Below are 20,688 nucleotides of genomic sequence, written 5' to 3'. Positions count from 1 at the left end.
GGGCAGCTGATTTTTTGGAGGTTGATTTATGAGCGTTATCAGAACCGCGCTTCGCATGGCTGCCGCCGCGGCCCTCGCCGCGACGATTACGTCGGCCGCCAGCGCCGCCGTTTACCCGCCGCAGCGCCAGCTGCCGGCCACCGTCATTTCCGACTTCAAGGCTTCCCCCAACAGCCTGCTGCAGCAATATCCGACCGGCGGCCCGCAGCTGATCTCGCGCGTGCGCGATCTCGGCGCCTCCGATCCGACCACGCTTCCCGGCCTGATCGCGCTCCTGAAGGATCCCGCCACCACCAAGGACCAGATGCGCGCGATCGTCGGCGGCCTCGCCCAGGTCGCCCGCATGGCCGCACAGTCAGACCAGGCCTTCGCCAATGAGATCCAGGCCGCGATCGCCAACACCGGCAACGCCGACGTGATCGCCGCCTACCAGGCCGCGACCGGCGACGTCGCGATCGCCGCGACCGGCGGCGGCGCGGGCGGCGGTGGTTCAGGCGCGGGTGGGCCGACCGGAGCCGGCGGCTTTGCCAACGGCGGACAGGGCGGCACCCTCGGCACCTTCGGCGGCCTGCACTATGCGACGCAGGTCAACCCGAACGCGAGCAACGGCGTGACTGGTACCACCAACAGCACCAGCCCCCGGCGCTGACCGGACCGGCCCTTGCGGCCGGCCCATGACAACTCACGGCAGCGGCGCCAGCGGGCGCCGCTTTGCTTTTGCGCCGTTAAGCTTTCTGCAAAATATCGCGCAAAGCGCGCGCTGCACTGCATCGACTGCGTTCAATTGCAGGCAGACTTATGCTAGTGTGGCGCGTAGCGCGGTCCTTTGGCATCCGGTTTGCTCCGGATAGCCAGCAGGCGTTTTGCCAGCATTGATCCCAAGACGACAGATCGATCCATTTTCAGGAATTGCTAGATGTTGCAGGTGAACAAGCCGACCTCGGAGATCAACCGTGATTTCGCCGAGGCCGACGGCTCCCCGTCGCAGACGCTGACCTCCTATCTCGACATTATCAGGCGCCAGTTCCCGACCATGGTCGCGATCGTCTCGGCCTGCGTGATCCTGGCGTTGCTTTATCTCTTCACCGCCGCGCCGCTGTTCACCTCAACCGCCTCGATGGTGATCGACACCCGCAAGGTGCAGCTGTTCCAGCAGCAATCCGTGCTCGGCGACATCGCGGTCGATTCCGCGACGGTGGAAACCCAGGTCGAGATCCTGAAATCCGAGAACATCAGCCTCGCGGTAATTCGCGACCTGCATCTCACGGAGGATCCGGAATTCACGGGTGGCGGCGCCGGCTTGCTCGGCGCGATAACCGGTTCGATCTCCAGCCTGTTCTCCTCCAGTCGCGCAGCGTCCGAGTTCGAGCTGACGCGCAAGGCGCTGGAGCGTTTCGCGAGCAACCGCACTGTCAAGCGCCTTGGCCTCACCTATGTCATGGAGATCGGCTTCACTTCGCGCGATCCGCAGAAGGCGGCGCGCATCGCCAACGCTATCGCGGACGCCTACATCGTTGACCAGCTCGAGGCGAAGTATCAGGCCACCCGGCGCGCCAGCGTCTGGCTGCAGGACCGCATCAAGGAGCTGCGCACCCAGGCCTCCGCCGCGCAGAAGGCGGTGGTGGATTTCAAGATCGCCAACAACATCGTCGACAGCGGTGGCCGACTGATGAACGAGCAGCAGCTGGCCGAGGTCAACAGTCAGCTCATCATGGCCCATGCAGCCACTGCCGAAGCCAAGGCACGGATGGATCGCATCAACGATATCCTGAAGCAGGAGATTCCGGACGCCAGCGTAGCCGACGCGCTGAAGAACGACACCATCGTCAAGCTGCGCGGCCAATATGTTGACATGGCTTCCAAGGAATCGATTTGGTCGATGAAGTACGGCGCCGATCACCTCGCTGCAGTCAACCTGCGCCGGCAGATGGCCGAGATCAAGAAGAACATCGTCGACGAGCTGAAGCGCATTCAGGAATCCTACAAGAGCGACTACGATATCGCGGTGACCCGCGAGGAGGCCATCAAGTCGAGTCTCGCCAATGTAGTCTCGGAATCCCAGCTCACTAACCAGGCGCAAATCCAGCTCCGCGAGCTTGAGAGCAACGCGCAGAGCTACCAAGCGATGTACGACAATTTCCTCCAGCGTTACATGGAAAGCGTACAGCAGCAATCCTTTCCGATCACTGAAGCGCGAGTGATCAGTGCTGCCACTACCCCTCTGGTAAAGAGTTCTCCTAAGAGCCGCATTGTCTTAGCGCTGGCGCTTATTGGAGGCCTTCTGCTTGCCTTCGGTGTGGCTATGGCCCGCGAACTGACGGACAAGGTGTTTCGAACCACTTCGCAGGTGGAGGACGTGCTTGGAGCCAATTGTGTAGCAATACTTCCGGCTCTAACTAATTCTTCTCAAACTGGTATGGCGGGCAGGTTGGTCAAGGGTGTCGATCATCCCCAGCCAGACCTATTGCGATACGTTGTTGAGCATCCCCTCTCTCGCTTTGCCGAGGCTGTGCGCTCATTGAAGGTAGCAGTCGACTTAAATTCGATCGTGCGGGAGAATCGCGTACTTGCAGTGACATCGACTTTGCCGAACGAAGGCAAGAGCACTCTCTCCACAAACCTTGCGCAATTGATAGCCCATTCAGGCAGCAAGGTGATCTTGGTCGATGCCGACCTTCGTAATCCTTCATTGTCGCGGGCGCTACGTCCGAACGCGAGCGCTGGATTGATTGATTTAGTTGCACAAAAGGCGGAGTTGCAGGAGCTTATTAGCACGGATCCTGAGACCGGGCTTTCCGTGTTGCCCGCGGGGTCCACCTCGAAACTTATGCACACTAACGAGATACTTGCCTCCAAGGCGATGCATGCAGTAGTTCAACTTCTGCGGTCGCAATACGACTACGTAGTACTGGACATGCCTCCTATGGCGCCGGTAGTGGACGTCAGGGTGACCTCGTCTTTCGTCGACTCCTACATCTTTGTAGTCGAGTGGGGTAAGACCAAGACCGATGTAGTGAAGCACAACCTTCGCAGCGCTCCGGAAATTCAGGAGAAGCTTTTGGGCGTCGCTCTCAACAAGGCAGATACACGTCTGCTAGCTCGCTATGAGTCCTACCATGGCCGCTATTACTATCGGAAGTACTATGCTCGCTATGGCTATGTGGAGTAGCATTCGGCTTTATCTGTTCCTACTTGCTATCGCAAGTCTGTGCTGGGGCACCATTGTATTTCCAACCTTCCGCAGGGCCACTCCGGCGGAAGCAGTAGTCCAAGGCATCATTGCCGGTGATCGGTTTCAGCGAGGCACGCTGGCCGAGGCATTGGAACGCGTCAAAGATGAATCTGGGTATTCTATCGAAAATCCCGAGAACCTCAGGGCCAGCGCTCTCATCCAAGCGCGCATTTCTGAGGACGCCATGCAGCGCAACAGCGATGAGGAGCCCGATCGGAAGGTGGCTTTGGCTCAAGACGCGCTCAGGAAGTCGCTTTCGAGGAATCCCGGCGACGCTTTCATTTGGCTGATGCTCTATTCGGCAGCAACAGTTCGCGACGGCTTTGCCGCGACCAATTTGCGCTACCTCGATCAAAGCTATTCGCTTGCACCTCTAGAAGGGGGGATTGCATTGCGTCGTAACCGTCTAGCCCTTGCTGTTTTCTCTCATCTAAGCCGCCAGACGCAGGACGGGGTGGTATCTGAATTTTCCACATTGGTTGACGCACGCTTGATCGACGAAGCTGCGATGAATATCGTAGCTGTCCAGCCCTTTCTCAGAGGGCGTCTACTATCTGGCTTGGAGGGTGTCGACCAAGCCAGTAAAGAGGCTCTAAGAAAAAAACTAACGGAGGCAGGGGTAAACGATAGTATTCCTGGAGTCCAATCGCGGGATCGTCCTTGGCAGTAAGCGAGTAATCTAAATGCGACCTCCAGTCTTTTTCTGCGCAATTGCCCTGGTCATCCCAACGCCTAGTGTTGTTGCTCAGACAGTATCCACGAGCCTGAAGGCAACTTTGCAGGGACCTGCCGAGGCGGGCTCTGCTGTTATTCGAGATGGTTTGAATCGTCCATGCCTTGACGTCGAAGCAATCGCGCGCCCGCACACCGTAAATCAAATTCTAATGGATCACGTCGTAAGTTTGAAAAACCGATGCCCGCGAACCATCAAAGTGAAGGCGTGTTACTTTAATTCGGATCGGTGCCAATCTGCGGAGGTCGGTCCATACAGAAGGGAAGACGTTATCCTTGGAACAATCGCAAAATCGCCATACTTTCGGTATTCGATTTCTCAGAAATAGATCTAGTTTATAAACCCGCGCTCTCTTTTGCCGAGCAAGGTGAGGCCGGTAAGTCGTTGCACTTCGCGTGCGACCTCGGCGCTATCTGTGAGGTGCTCCACGGAACGTCTAAGTTCATCGACCTTTGCACCTACGAGAAAGCGATACCAGAAGCCTTGCAGCACGCTGTAAATAAGACCCGCTTTCCCGTCCAAGAATCCCAACAGCAGGACATACCTGTAAAGAAAATAACCGAAGCTGCTTATCGGAAACGGAATGCGATTATAGATACGTTGTTTGATATAACGCTTTGCCGCTGCCTGAAAGGAGCTCCTTTCGATCAGAAGGGAACTTGGTGCCGGCATAAACCGTAGATGCTGATTGAGGAGCTCAATTGCTTCTCGTGTAGCGTACCTATTGTGCTTTTCTACAAAGAACGTCAGGTCATTCAGGTTGTGGTCAGTAAACTCGCCCTCGAATGTCAGCACTCCACCGCTTCGAACGGAAATGTGTTCATCCATCCATCTGTCTTCGATATTGGCGAATCCGCGTCTCCAAATGCGGAGGAGAATTAGGGTTCCCCGGCCACCATATCGAATGACGCGGTCCATGAAAACGAGCTTCCGCTTTAAGTTTACTCCGGTTACTTCCGCTGGAACGAGAGGAAGCCGACGTTCAATTTCAGCCTGGAGGTCTGTCCCTACAACTTCATCAGCGTCCAGTCGCATCACCCATTCCGATTTGATTGGCACGTTTTCTAGCGCCCATTGGAATTGTTTGGCTTGGTTCACAAACGGATGCTGGAGAACGACGGCTCCAAACGATTCTGCTATCTGTGCAGTATCGTCGGTAGAGAAGGAGTCCACGACAAAGATCTCCTTCGCGATCGCGCGAACGGAGTGCAAGGCTCGCGCTAGATGGAGGTGTTCGTTATAGGTGAGAATGATTACGGCCAAATCAGCCACTAGCTTCCGCCTCGTTTGGATTGCGCTTTCGAACTGCCACAGCACGGTTGCCCGCATAGATCGTCCAAGCTTCCAGATCCCTCATTGTGACAGCGCAAGCACCCAGCACGGCACCTTCATGGACGGTGACCCCTGGGCCGACAAAAGCGTTCGCTGCCACCCATGACCGCGAGCAAAGGCGGATTGGGCGTGCAATTAGATCAAATCTTTTCGATTGGACGTCGTGTGTCCCGCCGCACAGATAAGCACCTTGAGAGGCGAGGGCGTATTTCTCGAGCGTGATGCTGCTCATACAGTAGCAATCTACGCCAGGCCCAAGGCAAGCGAATTCGTGCATCTCAAGATTGCGCGGATACCAAATCTTGACACCTGGATAGATTTTGGCTGTGGGAGCGATTTTTGCTCCAAAGGCCCTTAACAGAAGGCGTCGCCAAGAATGCAATGGGACCGGAGTCCAGGATCCAAGAAGAGTCCAAACCACGTTCCAAAGCGCTCGCGCGGCGCGATGCGACAAGGGAAAAGTTGGAGCACCTTCAAGTGGATTGCTCTCAAGAACCATCTTAGCCGTTCCGATACAACTGAACCAGCTTCGCTGCGTTTTGGTTGAGATCAAAGCAGTCTAAAAAAAGCCGCCGCGCCGCGAATTGCATTTCCTTGACTTGTGCGGGGGTAAGTTCGGCGAATGTTTTCAGGAGCCGTACTACTCCTTCCACATTGTCGGGCGCAACAAGGCCGGCACCGCTTTCCTTAACTTCACGCCATATGTTGACCTTGTCGCTAATGAGAACAGGCTTACCGCAAGCGAGCGCCTCTGCCACAACGATACCGAAGTTTTCCTGGTGCGACGGTAGTACGAAGGCTTCGCAAGCGCGAAAGGCTCCCCATTTCTCCGGCCCTTCGAGCATGCCAGGCCAGTGGACGCGTTGAGAAATTCCAAGTTGATCCGCCAAACTTTGCAAATGGCGTCGCCATCCCGTCTGGTCCGGCCCCGCAATGACCAGATTGAGATTAGGCGATGTTGAGGCAACTTCGGCAAATGCTCGGATCAGGAGATCGCAGCCCTTCTTCTCGTGAATGCGACTGAGGAAGAGGATAAATGGCTTCTCGCCTAGAACTGGGAGCCGCCCTCGGAACCTGCTTGTTTGATTAGTAGGATCGCCAAGTTCGTCAGTTGTGCCGTAACCGACTACAAACTCTTTCACTCGGTAAGGCCAAAAAGCATTGCGTGCACGAACGCGTTCTTCTTCCGTTGTAAACAGAACCGCGCGCGCTTTGGCTAGCAAGGGACCTTCATTGATCCACCAACTCAGTTGCTTGAAGGCGCTCTTGAGCGGGTATCGCTTCCGAAACCAGGGATCTAGCATGCCGTGCGTGAAAACGTAGTAAGGAATATCGGCCGAAAGCGATTGGCGAGCTGCCGCCGCGCAGTAATTCCATATCCCATTAATCACAACAACATCGTAGTTGCGGGCACGAGCCTTTAGCCAGGGTGCCATCCGCTTTGTGTAGCCGTAGCGAACCCAAGGCAACCATGATAGCCGCTGCCTTGCTTGCAGGGACCGCTCCCCAAGTGCAAATACGGGAAGAGGAAACTCCTTCACCCACGGGTCGTCCGGGTGATCCAAAGTCGCTAGTTCACGGAGGCAGCCGAGCCGTGCCAGAGGCTCGGTAGATCGCAGTATCCCCTCGAGAGGGCCGCCGGTGCGGGGGTCAACAGTTGCAATAATGTGTAGTATTTTCACTCGAACATCCGTATGTATACTTCGTTTTCACTGGGGTACTTTTTAGCAAGCGAGGACCGCGAGATCGAGATATCTCGCCATCAGAATCCTCGAAATCGGTAAACGGCCGTCCATGACCAAGCGCATTCTGTTCTTTTATCTGTTCGGGGTCACGATGTATTTCGTTGGCTTAGTTGAGTCAGCGATGCTCGGAGGACAGGGGATTTGTGGAGTGGCCTGTCTCGTCATTTCAGCAGTCGCGGCATTTGGGTTTCTAAGCTATCTATTGGTCGGTCGAATTAACGTCTTTAACATCGCCGGCTACACGACAGTATTGGCATATATACTTCCGCTTGGATGGACCTTGCTCTGGGATCCAAGCCCCCTCAAAAACGATCTCAACTCGTACTTGCTGTACGGGTTTGAAATTCTCCTGATGGCGTTTTTGGTATTGCTGGTTGGATTGCGCAACAAGCATGACTTCGAGATATCAAATTATATCAGTTCCCATTCGATCAGGCGGAGCCTCCCGCAGTTTGTGCTGGTCGGTGTCTGCCTCGCTGGGTTTCAGGCTGTGCTACTAAGTTCGCAAATGTGGACATATGGCTCGTTGTCGGTCACTTCGGAGCAGGCCTCTCCCATTGTACTACTAGCGGCCTCGATCACTGTGGGCGTATCCGGTCTGACAGGAGTGGTGCTCGGATCGCTCTCACGCAATATCAGATTAGTTGGACTTCCCCAGCTCGCTGCCATCGCAATCACCATCGGAATGCTGGCGCTGCAAGGAATATGGTGGTTGCCGGTCGGAAGACGTTTCTTTGCGGCTCAAATGGTGATTGCAATTGCTGCCTTTTGGGGAGCTCGTCACGACTTCCGCCTCTCAAGAAAGTTAGTTCTCTCGTTTTGCTCGACTATAGGATTTCTAATTCCGGTAGCCTTATTGTTCGGTCGAATATTCATCGCATTGAGGATACTGAGCTGGTCGAGGGGAGGTGTCGGCAAAATCGATTTGTTCGAGTTGTTGTCCCAGTTGGGTCAAGTAGATCCGAGTGCGGTCACTACATATGAGGAGAACGCGGGTAGTCGTGCCTTGATCCTTGAATCGTACGCAACAGCGCGACAGTACTTCAGCCAGCCGCTTGGGGGTCTGGAGATGCTAACCCAAATCATAAACTCTATTCCGTCGTTTTTTTTCGACAAGCAGTGGCTTCTTGACAGTCTAGGAGGCGTCCACGAGCGACTCTGGACCAATGTAAGCGGGATTCCCTTTAATGATTACGCGCAAACGTTGATGTTGGAGGGATTCATAGATTTCACTTATCTCGGATTTCTCGCATATGTCTGGGTGTTGAGCGTGGTTTTCAAACTATTGTTGAAGCTAACCAGCAACGTTGCCGGTGCGCCGATCCTGGTGCTGTATTTCTACGGTTCCATCTATATGTTGGTGCAGGTAGAAAGCGAACTAAGTTCTTTTATCGCGTTCTTCAGGGCCTCCATCGGCCTGGTTGTCTTCGGAGCGATCGTGCAATTGTGCTTCTACGTCCGTCCGCTTCATAAAGCCGTCTCGCCCCCCGGCCTAATCCCTCCGACCTAAGGATTATAGCCAGGAGTATCGAATAGGATGAACTGTCGATGCGTTGCTTGAGAGCTCTTCTGTTCTTCGCTCTTTTCATCAGCACACTCTCGGAGGCTGCAGCATCCGTCCTTTCTCCTCAAATACGGAGAAGTGTGCGCGAGTGGACATCGTGTACAGGGGTGCAGGATGATCGAGAAGGCGTTGCTCAAGCGTTCGAAGAAGCCAAGAACGATAGATTTATCTTAGTTGTTGATTGCCCTGTTTTCATTCACGTGGGGACCGACATCTCTCGCCCGATATTCCTCGACGATGGAATTACCGTCGAATTTGGTGAAAAGGGACTCTTCATAACCGACAACGTCTTCATGCCGACATGGGTGCTGGCGAATGCATCTCGGATCAACCTAATCGGATGGCGCATTGAATATGTAGGTCAACTTCCGGTTGATCCAGATACGAGAGGATACATAAAAGCGGGCAACTTCGTTCCGCTGTCTGGAAAATACCAACCAGCGGCGGCGTTCCACGACCACATTCTCACGCCGTGGTTGAGTGCGCATCGAGGAATAATTTTTGATCGCAGTCGAGGTCACATTACTTCGCCATGGCCTGGACCAACTGCTACGTCGGCAATGTTTTACATTTTAGGAAGTGCGTCTGAAATCTCTATTCAGAGGATGAAGATGTTCGTCTCCCAGAAGACGGCCGGTAGTCGGTTCATACCTGTCTGCTTTCTCACTACAGCAGGGTTCAAGAGCAATCAGCGCATAACTGCCACTACTTCCATCGATGAGCGTTCCGCAAGCATCCCCGAACACATCAACGTCTCAGAGCTTGAACTGGATGGCACGTATATGGGCTGGCTAGGCGTGGTGAAGAATGCAACATTTGAAGGAATTCGGTCTTTGCGGTACGGCGATCTACAGGCCGATGATGGAACCTTCGTCGGCGGTGTCGGAAAGTGGTTCGCACCTCCTCATCTCTTTTACCTCACCGATACGAAGTATGCCGATCTGCAAAGTACGAACGTCGAGATAAGCAACGTGTTCGATCAAGGGGATCGCGCTGGGCCCGCTCGAGATCGGCCAAATGAACAGCGCAGCGGATACGCTCTCTCCCTAAAAATTGCGGCCATAGACTCGCGAGTGGTGGGCTACACATCTAATCGACCCGACGGATTGCTTGATCTGCTGCCGAGTAAGCGCTTAGTAATTGAGGGATTGAGAGGATCTTACGATTCTTCGTTCTTGAACGGCTTGTATCCGGGCATACGCTTTCCGGCCAGCGGATATAGGGATATCCGCCTCGAAGGCATACAAATTGAAGACAGATCGGCGGAAGCGCAAGTGGCAGCCATCGGAGGGATGTACGACCGCGATGCTAAAAACTTTGTTTTGAAAGACGTGCAAGTTCGCCTCCATAACGCCCATGCAACAGCTTTGCTTGAGCCGAGACTCCTCGGTCAAAGCCAAGTGCTCCAATTTCAAATAATCTCCGATTGAGAGGACTTAGAACTCGACACCAACTGAAGACAATCGCTTCAAGACCGACGAGATCAAGTTTTCATTGAAGTTACCGTTCTTGAGTGCGCGCTCATGGCCGGCTTTTGCGATAGCGGTCAATCGTTGCGGGTCATTGAGAAGGTTTAGACATACGTCGGCGCATTCGGCGGCATCTTTCCAAAAGACGGCTTCCTCGCCATCATTGTACATATCCATGTGCTCAGAAGTTCGTTCAGCGCAAAACAATGTTCCAATAGCCGGGATTTCGATCGATCGTGTCGTGTGCAGGTCTTCATTTCCCTTTGAGAGCAAGCCAATCGCAATAGAACTGCACTGTATCGCTTTGACGTAACGCTGGGACGAAAGCGGGCCCAATCGCAAGTACGGCTTTAACGCGGGAAATTCCGGTGCCTTTTCCCAACGCGGTCCAAAAATTGTTATCGCTACTCCACGCTTGAGAAGCGAGATCAGAAAGGAGCCTCTTTCAGGCATCCATGTTCCGACAAAACTAACTTGACTGGTGTATTCGGCGACTTCGTTTTGCTCAATCTGCTGAGCCCGGTGTACGACCTCGTCAGCAGCAAACATAACCCTCATTACGGCTCGTGCACCGGCCTCATAGGCTGTTGCGACGTTTGACTCCCGAGGCGTGACAATGAGATTGTACTCAGGAATGGCCCTGAGAAGCTGTCTCCAGCGGTAACCGTCCCGTTTTACGTAAGGATTATCCTGACAATAGTTTACAATAGGCACTCTATGTCGACGTAAGTCTCCGATCAGGTCTGCGTTGCAGGCGTCACCCTGATCTACCCACACAAGGTCGAAAGTCGAATTCTGAATGCGTGCGTTTACGTATTGTCGTACCGCATGAGAAATGCCGAGATATCCCGATTTAAAGCCCCACTTTACTAGAGCTGATGGGAGCGCCTTATAAGGATCAATCGCCATTACTTCATGCCCAAGCCGACGCATCGCCAGCTCGCGGAGTTTCGAGTTGCCAGAATTGGCGCCGAGATACAGAATTTTCATCAGGCAGCTTCAGCGCTGAAGAGCTTTCAACGCATCCATGATCTTCGCTCCATACTCCGACCATCCGCCGAGGGTTTCAATTCGTTTTCTGGCTTGTTGTGACATGCGCCGATGCAATTTAGGATCACTGTGGAGTTTCGCCAGAGCTTCTGTTAAGGCGGTCGAGTCTCTTGCGTCAATTATCAGTCCCTCTTCACCGTCGTGGAATAAGTCTTCGGCGCCTGTATTTCTTGTCGCGAGGACGGGACACCCGCATGCTAAGGCCTCGCCCATCACCAGCGCCAAACCTTCCTCAATGCTAGGAACTACTAGCACGTGAGCTTTGCTCATGTGGTACCGCAATTTCGGTTGAGGTACGACCCCTAGGAAGCGAACATTTTCGCGCGGGATGAATGGAGTAAGGATCTCCAGATCGGAGGTTGGCGCCCCAATCAGCGTCAGCGTTTTGTTCTTCGCTTTTAACTTTTCGAAGGCTTGAAACAGGTAGAGCAATCCCTTTCTGACGGAAAGCGCCCCCACGAACAGGATGTCGAACGAAGCATTATTCCGTTCGTCAGAAGGGTAGAACATTTTGAGATTTGATCCATAAGGGATCTTGATCAGCTTCGTCTCGGGGATTCCGCGGGAGACAAAGGATCTCCGGACAAACTCCGACGGGACAAGAATCGCGTCCGCTTGGTCGTATTCCTCGATCTCTCGCTCGACAATGCGCTGATCAAATGAAGGTGCAGACAAGCCGAGCGCTTCATACTCCTCTTGCAGGATATCCCGTTGAAACAGGATGTGCGTAGACCCGCGATCACAAAGATAGTTGGCGCCCATCGATCTAGCCAAGCGACCGCTCCTCGTCCCTGTTCCAGACAGGGCCACATACGCGTCCAAGCTGTCCTTCGCCTTCGAAATCACGCTGTATGCAATGTTGTCTATGTGAACCAGATTCTTGTAATGGAAGTGGGATGAGAGCTGAGTCCATTTGGCTCGAGCCGAAAGGTGTTTAAGGACAGAGAAATGCGGTGATGTAAGTAATAGCTCGTTGGGTATACCTTCTCTCGCGAGCCTCGTTCGGGGGAAGCCACTAATGATGTGGGCGAGAGCATCTTGGTTGGCGAGTTCTCGAGCCAAAGCGAAGGAATGAAATCTTCCAGGAGTCGCTACAAGAACTTTCAATTGTTGTCTCACCTATTCAAGCGTACGGGTGCCGCTAGAGCCGATCTAAACAGTTCATCTGGGTAACGCCAACAGCGCGCATTCTAATCAAGGTAATCGCCAACATGCATCCTCCGCCAGCAATGCCGCCGAGCGCTGGCGAATAGAGATTGAGCATCGGAGCTGTAGCAAACGTGGTGATCAGTCCGACGACTGCGCTAGCGACAAAGAACAGGGCGAAAATTCTGTGCCTATTAGTTGCGACATACGGAGTTTGTAGCGCGGTCCAAAGGATCTCGATACTGACGCCAAACGCAAATGCCGCGCAAAGTTGCGTCGACACAAGAATCTGAGAGTTCGTCCAAATTTGTACGACCGATCCTCCAAGACTCGCCAGCGCCGCGAAGTAGGAAGCTCCAATGACTACTGAAATGATCATGTGATAGCCGAAAACCTGCATAATCCTCGCTGGGCTATTTCTGCCGGCGAGGTCTGCATATTCTGGCTCCAATGTGTGGTTGAACATGTTGGTCGCTGTGATCCCAAGCCGCGTGAATGTGCGAATGGTCGTTAGTACAGCAACTGAACCAGTCCCAAGCTGCCAGCTTACGACAATGGTCGTTCCTTGGATGTTAAGCGCATGCCCAAGAGTATACGCCATATAGTGGAATGATGGAGACGCCATTCGTCTTAGAAGCCGCCGATCAGCAAATCTGAATCCGATCGTTAACCAAGAAGCTATCCTACGCAAAAAGACTATACCGGTTAAAAGAAAGAGAGCCCGGGCACAGAATGTAATCCCTGCGACCTCAGCAAAGCTGCCATCCCAGTAGACCATGGCCAACATCGCGAGTCCTTCGATCAAGCGGCTGCTGGAGATTAGAATAATGAAGAGCCAGAATCTGCCGGTGGCGCGGAAGCCGGCTCCAATTAGGCCGAAGACAATCGAGAGAAGGACTTGGGCGACTAGAATAGGTGCTGCCAGCAGAATCTCTTTAGAAGATGCGCCGAAAAGGCGGGGGAGGGAGGATGCACTTAACAGGAGCACTCCGCCACTGCAGATAGCTAGGCAGCAAACGATGACCAGGACGACAAAAAGCCACGCCGTGTGGTACACTCGCTGAGCTCTTCTATAGTTGCGGTTGGCCGCGAGCATTGTCATCTCGTTGCCTGCGACCTGTGCAAATCCCAAGTCGGCTAGCGCGAAATATGCTGGTATTGCTGAAATCGTTAGCCATGCTCCAAAACGCTCAGGGCCCCAAACAGACAGGATGATCGGGATTGAAGCCAGTTGAAGGCCAATTGTCACAACTTGCGAGTATAGTTGGGCGAGCAACCCAAATCCTACTCGTGCGAAAGCTCTGGTCCGCAGGGTTTCGGCAGCGAACCGCTTGATCGCAGACGTGTCCACCGTTCTCGATTGCGCGCCATTCGAGCCACTGCTATTCACTAGCATAGCTCCGGCGCAGTGTTTTTTCCAACAGCGCCTCGAGATTTGAACGAAACGAGCTATTGAGGTACTTCGTTTGAACTTTGTTTCGACCGTTTCTACCTAGCTCCATAGCAAGCATCTTGTCGGTTAGTAGTTGATGCAGGCGCTCCGCGAGTTGCCTTTCGTCGCGATGATCCACAACGAAGCCATCAACACCGTCGGAAACGATTTCCTTTGAAGCGCCGAAGGTGCTGCATATGACGGGTAATGAATAGAGCCATGCCTCTAAATAGACAATTCCGAAGCCTTCCTTCGAGGAAGGCATAGCAAAGACACTCGCCTGTTGATAAACCTGTGACAGTTCAACATCTGAAACGCGTCCTAGAAACGAAACATTCTCGTCGATATTGAGTTCGCCGCTCAGCTTCTCATGCTCACTCCGTAGAGCGCCATCTCCTACGATGTAGTACTGAACGCGGGGCAACTTCCTCTTCAGTATCGCAACCGCCCGCAGCATTTGGTGAATGTTTTTATCCCGATCCCCAGCGGACATTCGGGAGACGGTTAGGATTATTGGCTTGTCCCGCTCGGCCTCGCAAACGGCTTCAATTTCATCTACGGCGTTGGGGAAGACTTCGAATTTCGCCGCATCGAGGCCGAATTTTTGCGACATCACGTCAGCCGTATATTGGCTAACGGAAGCGATCACATCTACTGCCCTGAGGAGAGACTTGTCGTACCAGCGTTTGCGCCGCCGTTTGGGTTCGTTCCAGACTTCGTCGCCGTGGACAAACAGCAATATTGAAAGCTTTGGACGAAGACATCTCACGAGGCCTGCTAGCGGCAGAAGATTAACATGGCCTATGATGAACACGTCAGCAGTCATGGCAGAAATCGCACCGCGCAACATGTACCAGAGACGGCTCGAATAGCTTCGGACGAAGGGCGACATTTCCGTTGGTACAGTGTCCCCATCGCGCAGAACATGCACTCTCGGAGCGGCGCTGCCTCGAGCTTCCGCGCGCGAGACCAAATTTCTTATTACTCGTCGGTTAAAGTTCTGAAGCCCGCCTACAAGGGAATAGGTTTCGAGCGCAGAAAATACAATTCGGTCGCGCTTCTGGCGCAAGAGCGATTCCATCGGCTTCGTTGGGTTATGTGGGCTCAATAAGCGTTCGGTCGGACAAAGGTAAGAAGTGCTGTGCTCCCGATGATCCTCACATCCAACCACACGCTCCAATTATTGATGTACCACAGATCATACTCCACACGCTTCTGCATCAGGTCGAGCGTGCGGGTTTCTCCGCGATAACCATTAACCTGGGCCCAGCCGGTGATGCCGGGCTTGACGTGGTGGCGGAAGGCGTAGTTGCCGATGATCTGCTCATATTCGGTGTTGTGGGCGGCCGCGTGCGGGCGGGGGCCGACCAGCGACATGTCGCCCTTGAGCACGTTGAGAAGCTGCGGCAGCTCGTCGATCGAGGTCTTGCGCAGCCATTTGCCGATTGGCGTGACGCGCGGGTCGTTCTTCTGCGCCTGGACGATGGTCGGGCCGTCCTCCAGCACACGCATGGTGCGGAATTTGAAGATCTTGAACGCGCGCCCGCCGAAGCCGTGGCGGGTCTGGCGGAAGAACACCGGGCCCTTCGAGGTCAGCTTGATCAGGATCGCGGTCACCAGCATCACGGGCGCGAACACCAGGAGCGCAAAGCTCGCGCCGACGAGATCCAGCGCCCGCTTGAGCGCACGTTCGCGAACGGTCAGCGGTGCGCGGCGCAGCTCGGCGGTGAAGGTGTTGCCGGTGCCGACTAGCGGATAGCGCAGGAAGCGCGCCGTGTTGGCGTCCGGCACCAGATGCACCGGGACGGGGAGGATCTTCAGCGCGTCCAGAATGCTGTCGATCGCGTGCTGCCGGCTCCAGTTCATCAAGAGGAAGACGTGCTCGATCCGGTTCTCGCGCGCATAAGTGATCAGCTCCTCGAACCGCGGCGCCTGCGAGGAGAGCAGCAGCGGCGAGGCGAGCTCCTTGGCGGGGATCTCCATGACCCGCATCAGGCGGTAGCCGTGCTGGCCGAGGTCGTCGACCGCGTTGGACGAGGTGGCAAGGCCGAACTCGGCGATCATGATCGCGCGGCCGTTGGCGAAGGCGCCGGTGCGTAAGCCATGCGCGGTCCAGCGCGCGGCCGCGACCTTCCAGGCGAGCAGAACGGTAAGGCCGACCAGATAGAACGAGATGGTGGTGCCGCGGGAGAACTCGTCGCTGACCTTCATCGTGAAGGCGATCGCCAGCAGCGCGCCGAACAGGCCGGTCCACGTCGTCAGCGTCATCCGGAACGTGCGGGGTACGTCGGTGACGGTTTTCAGGCGGTAGCCGTGCTGCACGATGGTCAGAAGGGTGAAATTGATCGCGACCAGGACGCTGGCCGCCGCATAGACGTCCGCCTTGCCGAGCGTGCCCGCAGTCGCGATGTGGTAGCCGACCGCGCAGCCAATCCCGCTGAACACGATCAGCGCCGCATCGGCCACAGCCATCAACCGCTCGACAACCACGGGACGCAGCCAGCTCGGCGCATAGCCTGTTGCCGGAGATTGCTCGACCGTACGAATTTCCGTCGCAGAATCAGGGACGGGCACCGGTCGAGTGGAAAGAATTGTCATCTTGCCAAGCCCATTGACGCAAAATTCATTATCCGAACGCGGCGTGCTATCGGTCAAAATCGCTTTCAAAACAAGGCGAAGGGAAAATTAACCTTACCCCAGAAGCTTCATTGTAGCCCATCTCGCCTCGACTGATATGTTAAATTTCACAACCCGTTAGGAAGTTCTCGTTGCCCCGAACCCAGTCCCGGCGGCGGACCCGGCCGAAAGGGAGGCGTTACCTTGCCATTGGCCTCGCTGCGGCGGCCTTGGTGGGGACCGCGCTTCTGCTTCTTCGCCCCGATGCGGCCCCCGTAAGAGCTCCGACGGCCTCCGCGGCCGGCACAGTCAAGCTCCTCCTCGACGGCCAGTATGGCGCGCGATTCGCCGGCGAGCTCTCGGCGTCGAGACAGGGGTATTTCTCCTCCCGCATAGAGGTGTCGGCCCAGCCCGAAGACCCCGAGTTCGTCCAGACGATTGCACGCCAACATGCCATCGGCGTGACGAGCGGCCAGAAGTTCCTGCTGGCGAGCTGGCACGGCGTCCCGGTGACTGCGTTTGCGGCAAGCTTCCTCGATACCTCCGTCGCGATCTTCACGCTTGAAGCCTCGGGCTTGCGGCGTCCGGCTGATTTGGTCGGAAAGCGGGTCGGATACCGGAGGGCGAGTGAGGGCGACGTCGTTTTCGACGCCATGATGGCGCAGCTCGGGCTTCCCCGCAGCCAGATTACCAAGGTCCCAGACCGCGACAGCTTCGAAGCTCTGCGGGGCGGGCAGGTGGATGCCATCATCGCCGCCATCGACGAGCAACCGGATCCCTCCAGTTCGACGTTCACGAAGCTGAATGTCATCAAACCGCAAGACTACGGCATCCATGTTCCTGGCTTGGTCTACTTCGCGAGTAACGCTCTCGTCCATGAACAGCCATCCATGATTGCCGATGTCCTTCAGGGCCTCATCCGAGGATGGCAATTCACCTACGCGGACTATGCACGGAGCGTGCCCGTTCTCGCCGGCGCCGGACCGGCCAGGCTGAATTCCGAGCGGCTGAAATTCGAACTGCAGCAGCTGCGTCCGCTGGTGTTGCCGACAGGGGGGCGCATCGGCGATTACGACGAAAGCCGTTGGCGGACGCTTCGGGACATTCTCCTCTTCGCCAAGCTTGGCGAAGAGGACGTGCCGCTGGCCCAGACCGTCAACTATCAGTTCCTTCGAGATGTGTACCGACGTTCACCCGACCTTGCCGCCCCGGGCGCCTGGAGCGAAGAAAAATAGGACCAAGAAGCCACAGTTGCGCGCCATATCGCTACAAAGGGCCTCCCCAAGCTGCGGCGTCGGTTGCCTTTTCGGTCCTAGCCTTGGTAATCTAGGCTTTACTATTCAGGCTGGTTCGCGGTGGTTCTCGGGTTGCAGCCTCCTGGTGGGGCGCGGGGAATGGACCAAATCCGCAGGGGCAAGGAGCTTTTTGGGATGTTTAAGACCTTGATGCGAGCAGGCCTTTTGGCCGCCACCGTTTCCTTCTGTGCAGCGAGCGGAGCAAGCGCGGCGATGCAAATGCCGGCGCCGGCGGCCCTGCTCACGGGTGCAAGCCAGGCGACGCCTGTCACGTTCTGGGCGCAGCCCTACCCATATAGATATGTACCGTCGCGCCACTGCCCCTTGGTGCGGGTCGAGACGCCCTATGGCTGGTATATGGACCGTGTTTGCGCGCCCGTCGGCCCTGTCCTGCGCCGGGCATACTGAGGTTCGGCTGACCTGAGCGGCGAGCGCCGCTTTTTAGAAGATTTACAAGGCAGCCGCACAGCTCATGCGGCTGCCTTGCTCATTTTTGTTTCGCCGTGTGCTGCTCTTTTGTGCGCGCAGCACGGGTTCACCATGAATATCTTTGCGGGCCGGGATTGGCTGTTGCATGGTGAAGATTGTGTTACCAGTTTGGCGGGGCTGCATCGGCAGCGTGATTGCGTAATGCGGCGGTAGCTGGATCTCACGGAAGTGACGATCCGGCCAATCGAACGCCGGTAGAGGATACGATGACAGGGGTTTCAACCTACGATCTCACGGGCAAACGTGTCTTTGTCGCGGGTCACCGCGGCATGGTCGGATCGGCTGTCGTCCGAAGGCTTGCGTCGGAGCATTGCACCGTGCTGGTCGCCGACCGGCGCGAGCTTGATCTCACCAAGGAAGAGCCCACGCTGAAATGGCTCGAGGCCAATCGTCCCGAGGTCGTGGTCCACGCCGCGGCAAAGGTCGGCGGTATCGCAGCCAACAATAATTTTCCGGTCGACTTTCTCTGCGACAACCTTGCAGTGGAGCTGAACGTCATTCGCGCGAGTCACGCGATCGGCGTGCAACGCCTGCTGTTCCTCGGCTCGTCCTGCATCTATCCCAAGCACGCCAAGCAGCCGATGGCCGAAAGCGAATTGTTGACTGGTCCGCTGGAGCCGACCAACGAGTGGTATGCAATCGCGAAGATCGCCGGCCTCAAGATGTGCCAGGCCTTTCGTCGGCAATATGGCGATGATTTCATCTCGGTCATGCCGACCAATCTCTACGGCCGCGGCGACAACTATCATCCGGATCATAGCCACGTTCCGGCCGCGCTGATCCGGCGCTTCCACGAAGCCAAGCTTGCCAAGGCCCCGACAGTCACTGTGTGGGGCACGGGCACGCCGCTCCGCGAATTTCTCAACGTCGAGGATTTTGCAGATGCCTGCGTCTTCCTTCTGAAGAACTACTCGAGTGATCTGCCGATCAATGTTGGCAGTGGCGACGAATTGTCGATTGCCGAATTCGCGACGGCAGTCGCGGAGGTCGTGGGCTACGAAGGCAAGCTCGCATTCGATACATCCAAGCCCGACGGAACACCACGCAAGTTGCTGGATAGCTCGAGAATCCGAGGGCTTGGTTGGCAGCCGAAAGTTGCTTTGCGGGCCGGCCTCGCAGCGGCCTACGCAGATTATCTCCAAGGCCACGGACGTCATCTGGAAGTCGGCGCGACGCGCTGAGTAGACTAGTTAGATTGCAAGACCTTTTTTATTCTGAAGTTTGAATTGGGGCGGGCTTTATGCGCATTCTCTTGGTCGGCATCAATTATGCCCCCGATCTCATCGGTGTGGCGAAATACAATGCCGAGCTCTGCGAAAGTCTGGTTGCCGAAGGTCATGAAGTTAGAGTGATTACGGCGCCTCCCTATTATCCGGCCTGGAAGATCCCCCCCGCGTTCAAATCGTCGTACTTCAGGTCGGTGGCTATTGACGGCGTTCGTGTAACACGGACGCCGATTTATGTCCCCGGACATCCCACGGGCGCTAAGCGGCTAGTCCATCACGCTTCATTCGCGCTCACGAGCGCTCCGTCAGTCCTCCTTGCCGCACTGTCCTGGCGACCTGACGTCATGATCGCTGTCGCGCCGTCCCTGATGTCGGCTGCATTTGTCTCGTTTGTCGCTCGTCGCGTCGGCGCCAAATCATGGCTTCACGTGCAGGATTTCGAGGTGGATGCGGCGTTCGATCTTGGTCTGCTGCGCAATCCTTCTCTGCGAAAGTGGATGCTTCGGGTCGAAACGGGAATCCTCAAATCGTTCGATCGCGTTTCGACCATCTCTCGAGCGATGGTCGAGCGGCTGCGAATTAAGGGGTTGGATCCTGATAGAACAATCGAGGTGAGAAACTGGATCGACACCAACGCGATCTGCCCGGGTTCGCGAATGACCAAATACCGTCGCGACCTGACGCTCGACCAAAGGGATATCGTTGCACTCTATTCTGGAACGATGTCCAACAAGCAAGGCCTTGAGTTCGTGATCGAGGCCGCCATCGCGCTAGAGGCAAGCCATCCGCATATCCACTTCATCCTTGCAGGCGAAGGGCCGCATAAAGCCAAGCTGGAGCAGCTCGCCAGCGGGCATCGCAACATCCATTTTCTTGGGCTTCAGCCCGTCGATAGCTTCAATCAATTGATGGCCACCGCCGATTTTCATTTGATTCCGCAGAAGGCTGAAGCCGCCGACCTGGTATTACCCTCGAAACTTGGCGCAATCTTCGCGTCCGCTCGGCCGGTCATCGCGATGGCTGAAGAAGGCACTGGTCTCGCGGCGGAAGTCACGGATGCGGGCCTTGTGATCCCGCCCGGAGATGCGGTCGCTCTTGCGCTTGCCATTTGCCAACTCAGCGAGGCGCCGGCTCTCCGTGAACACTATGGGCAAGAAGGAAGAAGGCGCGCCCTGGATCGTTGGGACCGAGGCGCAATTGTGCACCGGTGGTCGGAGGCCATGGCAGGGCAGGGCAATGCGACAGCACAAAAGGATACGCACATCGAAGGCGCTGCTGGCGAGTTTGCGCTTCCGGTGGAAGACGCCGTCCGGTCGTCTTGAGGCGCGCAATCTCCATTGGGTACCCTAATGTATCCAA

15 protein-coding genes are annotated in these 20,688 nt (G+C 55.7%); 8 read left to right on the top strand and 7 right to left on the bottom strand.

Annotated elements, in window-relative coordinates:
- Positions 1 to 28: 28 nt before the first annotated feature.
- From GGD62_RS25950 to GGD62_RS25940, 3 genes are all read left to right on the top strand, one after another.
- Positions 29 to 649: a hypothetical protein gene (locus GGD62_RS25950; RefSeq protein WP_183710927.1), complete on the top strand. Its 621-nt coding sequence runs from the start codon at positions 29 to 31 to the stop codon at positions 647 to 649.
- Positions 650 to 916: 267 nt separating this feature from the next.
- A complete protein-coding gene (locus GGD62_RS25945; RefSeq protein WP_183710925.1) occupies positions 917 to 3,169 on the top strand; it encodes a polysaccharide biosynthesis tyrosine autokinase in 2,253 nt (750 codons plus the stop codon).
- Positions 3,117 to 3,902 (top strand): hypothetical protein, encoded by a 786-nt coding sequence (locus GGD62_RS25940; protein ID WP_183710923.1) that lies wholly within the window; start codon positions 3,117 to 3,119, stop codon positions 3,900 to 3,902. Before GGD62_RS25945 ends, GGD62_RS25940 begins: the two co-directional genes overlap by 53 nt.
- Positions 3,903 to 4,295: 393 nt before the next feature.
- On the opposite strand, the gene GGD62_RS25935 is transcribed toward GGD62_RS25940, so the two are convergent.
- Complete coding sequence (locus GGD62_RS25935) at positions 4,296 to 5,237, bottom strand: glycosyltransferase family 2 protein (RefSeq protein ID WP_312014293.1); 942 nt, start codon at positions 5,235 to 5,237, stop codon at positions 4,296 to 4,298.
- 560 nt (positions 5,238 to 5,797) lie between these two features.
- Positions 5,798 to 6,979: a glycosyltransferase gene (locus tag GGD62_RS25925; protein WP_183710917.1), complete on the bottom strand. Its 1,182-nt coding sequence runs from the start codon at positions 6,977 to 6,979 to the stop codon at positions 5,798 to 5,800.
- Between the two features lie 112 nt (positions 6,980 to 7,091).
- On the opposite strand from GGD62_RS25925, the gene GGD62_RS25920 reads away from it, so the two are divergent.
- Positions 7,092 to 8,552, top strand: coding sequence for a hypothetical protein (locus GGD62_RS25920; protein ID WP_183710915.1), 1,461 nt, complete (start codon positions 7,092 to 7,094; stop codon positions 8,550 to 8,552).
- 47 nt (positions 8,553 to 8,599) lie between these two features.
- Complete coding sequence (locus tag GGD62_RS25915) at positions 8,600 to 10,036, top strand: hypothetical protein (RefSeq protein ID WP_183710913.1); 1,437 nt, start codon at positions 8,600 to 8,602, stop codon at positions 10,034 to 10,036.
- 6 nt (positions 10,037 to 10,042) lie between these two features.
- On the opposite strand, the gene GGD62_RS25910 is transcribed toward GGD62_RS25915, so the two are convergent.
- The 5 genes from GGD62_RS25910 to GGD62_RS25890 form a co-directional block, all read right to left on the bottom strand.
- On the bottom strand, positions 10,043 to 11,065 hold the full coding sequence (locus tag GGD62_RS25910; protein ID WP_183710911.1) for a glycosyltransferase: 1,023 nt from the start codon (positions 11,063 to 11,065) through the stop codon (positions 10,043 to 10,045).
- A 9-nt stretch (positions 11,066 to 11,074) separates the two neighbouring features.
- Complete coding sequence (locus GGD62_RS25905; protein WP_183710909.1) at positions 11,075 to 11,887, bottom strand: glycosyltransferase family 4 protein; 813 nt, start codon at positions 11,885 to 11,887, stop codon at positions 11,075 to 11,077.
- 379 nt (positions 11,888 to 12,266) lie between these two features.
- Positions 12,267 to 13,367 carry a lipopolysaccharide biosynthesis protein gene (locus tag GGD62_RS25900; protein ID WP_183710908.1) on the bottom strand — a complete coding sequence of 367 codons (1,101 nt, stop codon included), beginning with the start codon at positions 13,365 to 13,367 and terminating at the stop codon, positions 12,267 to 12,269.
- 286 nt (positions 13,368 to 13,653) lie between these two features.
- Entirely contained in the window at positions 13,654 to 14,784 is a 1,131-nt protein-coding gene (locus GGD62_RS25895) for a glycosyltransferase family 4 protein (RefSeq protein WP_183710906.1), read from the bottom strand.
- Positions 14,785 to 14,807: 23 nt separating this feature from the next.
- The gene (locus GGD62_RS25890) at positions 14,808 to 16,175 is read right to left on the bottom strand and encodes an undecaprenyl-phosphate glucose phosphotransferase (RefSeq protein ID WP_183710904.1); all 1,368 of its coding nucleotides are present in this window, start codon (positions 16,173 to 16,175) and stop codon (positions 14,808 to 14,810) included.
- A 296-nt stretch (positions 16,176 to 16,471) separates the two neighbouring features.
- On the opposite strand from GGD62_RS25890, the gene GGD62_RS25885 reads away from it, so the two are divergent.
- From GGD62_RS25885 to GGD62_RS25875, 3 genes are all read left to right on the top strand, one after another.
- Positions 16,472 to 17,554 carry an ABC transporter substrate-binding protein gene (locus GGD62_RS25885; protein ID WP_183710902.1) on the top strand — a complete coding sequence of 361 codons (1,083 nt, stop codon included), beginning with the start codon at positions 16,472 to 16,474 and terminating at the stop codon, positions 17,552 to 17,554.
- Between the two features lie 755 nt (positions 17,555 to 18,309).
- The gene (locus GGD62_RS25880) at positions 18,310 to 19,284 is read left to right on the top strand and encodes a GDP-L-fucose synthase (protein WP_183710900.1); all 975 of its coding nucleotides are present in this window, start codon (positions 18,310 to 18,312) and stop codon (positions 19,282 to 19,284) included.
- Between the two features lie 59 nt (positions 19,285 to 19,343).
- Positions 19,344 to 20,651 (top strand): WcaI family glycosyltransferase, encoded by a 1,308-nt coding sequence (locus GGD62_RS25875; RefSeq protein ID WP_183710898.1) that lies wholly within the window; start codon positions 19,344 to 19,346, stop codon positions 20,649 to 20,651.
- The last annotated feature ends 37 nt before the right edge of the window (positions 20,652 to 20,688 follow it).

Origin of the sequence: Bradyrhizobium sp. ERR14, from assembly GCF_014198235.1 — a bacterium.
In the GTDB taxonomy this organism is placed as follows: Bacteria; Pseudomonadota; Alphaproteobacteria; order Rhizobiales; family Xanthobacteraceae; genus Bradyrhizobium.
This window is presented reverse-complemented; position numbering and strand designations above follow the sequence as displayed.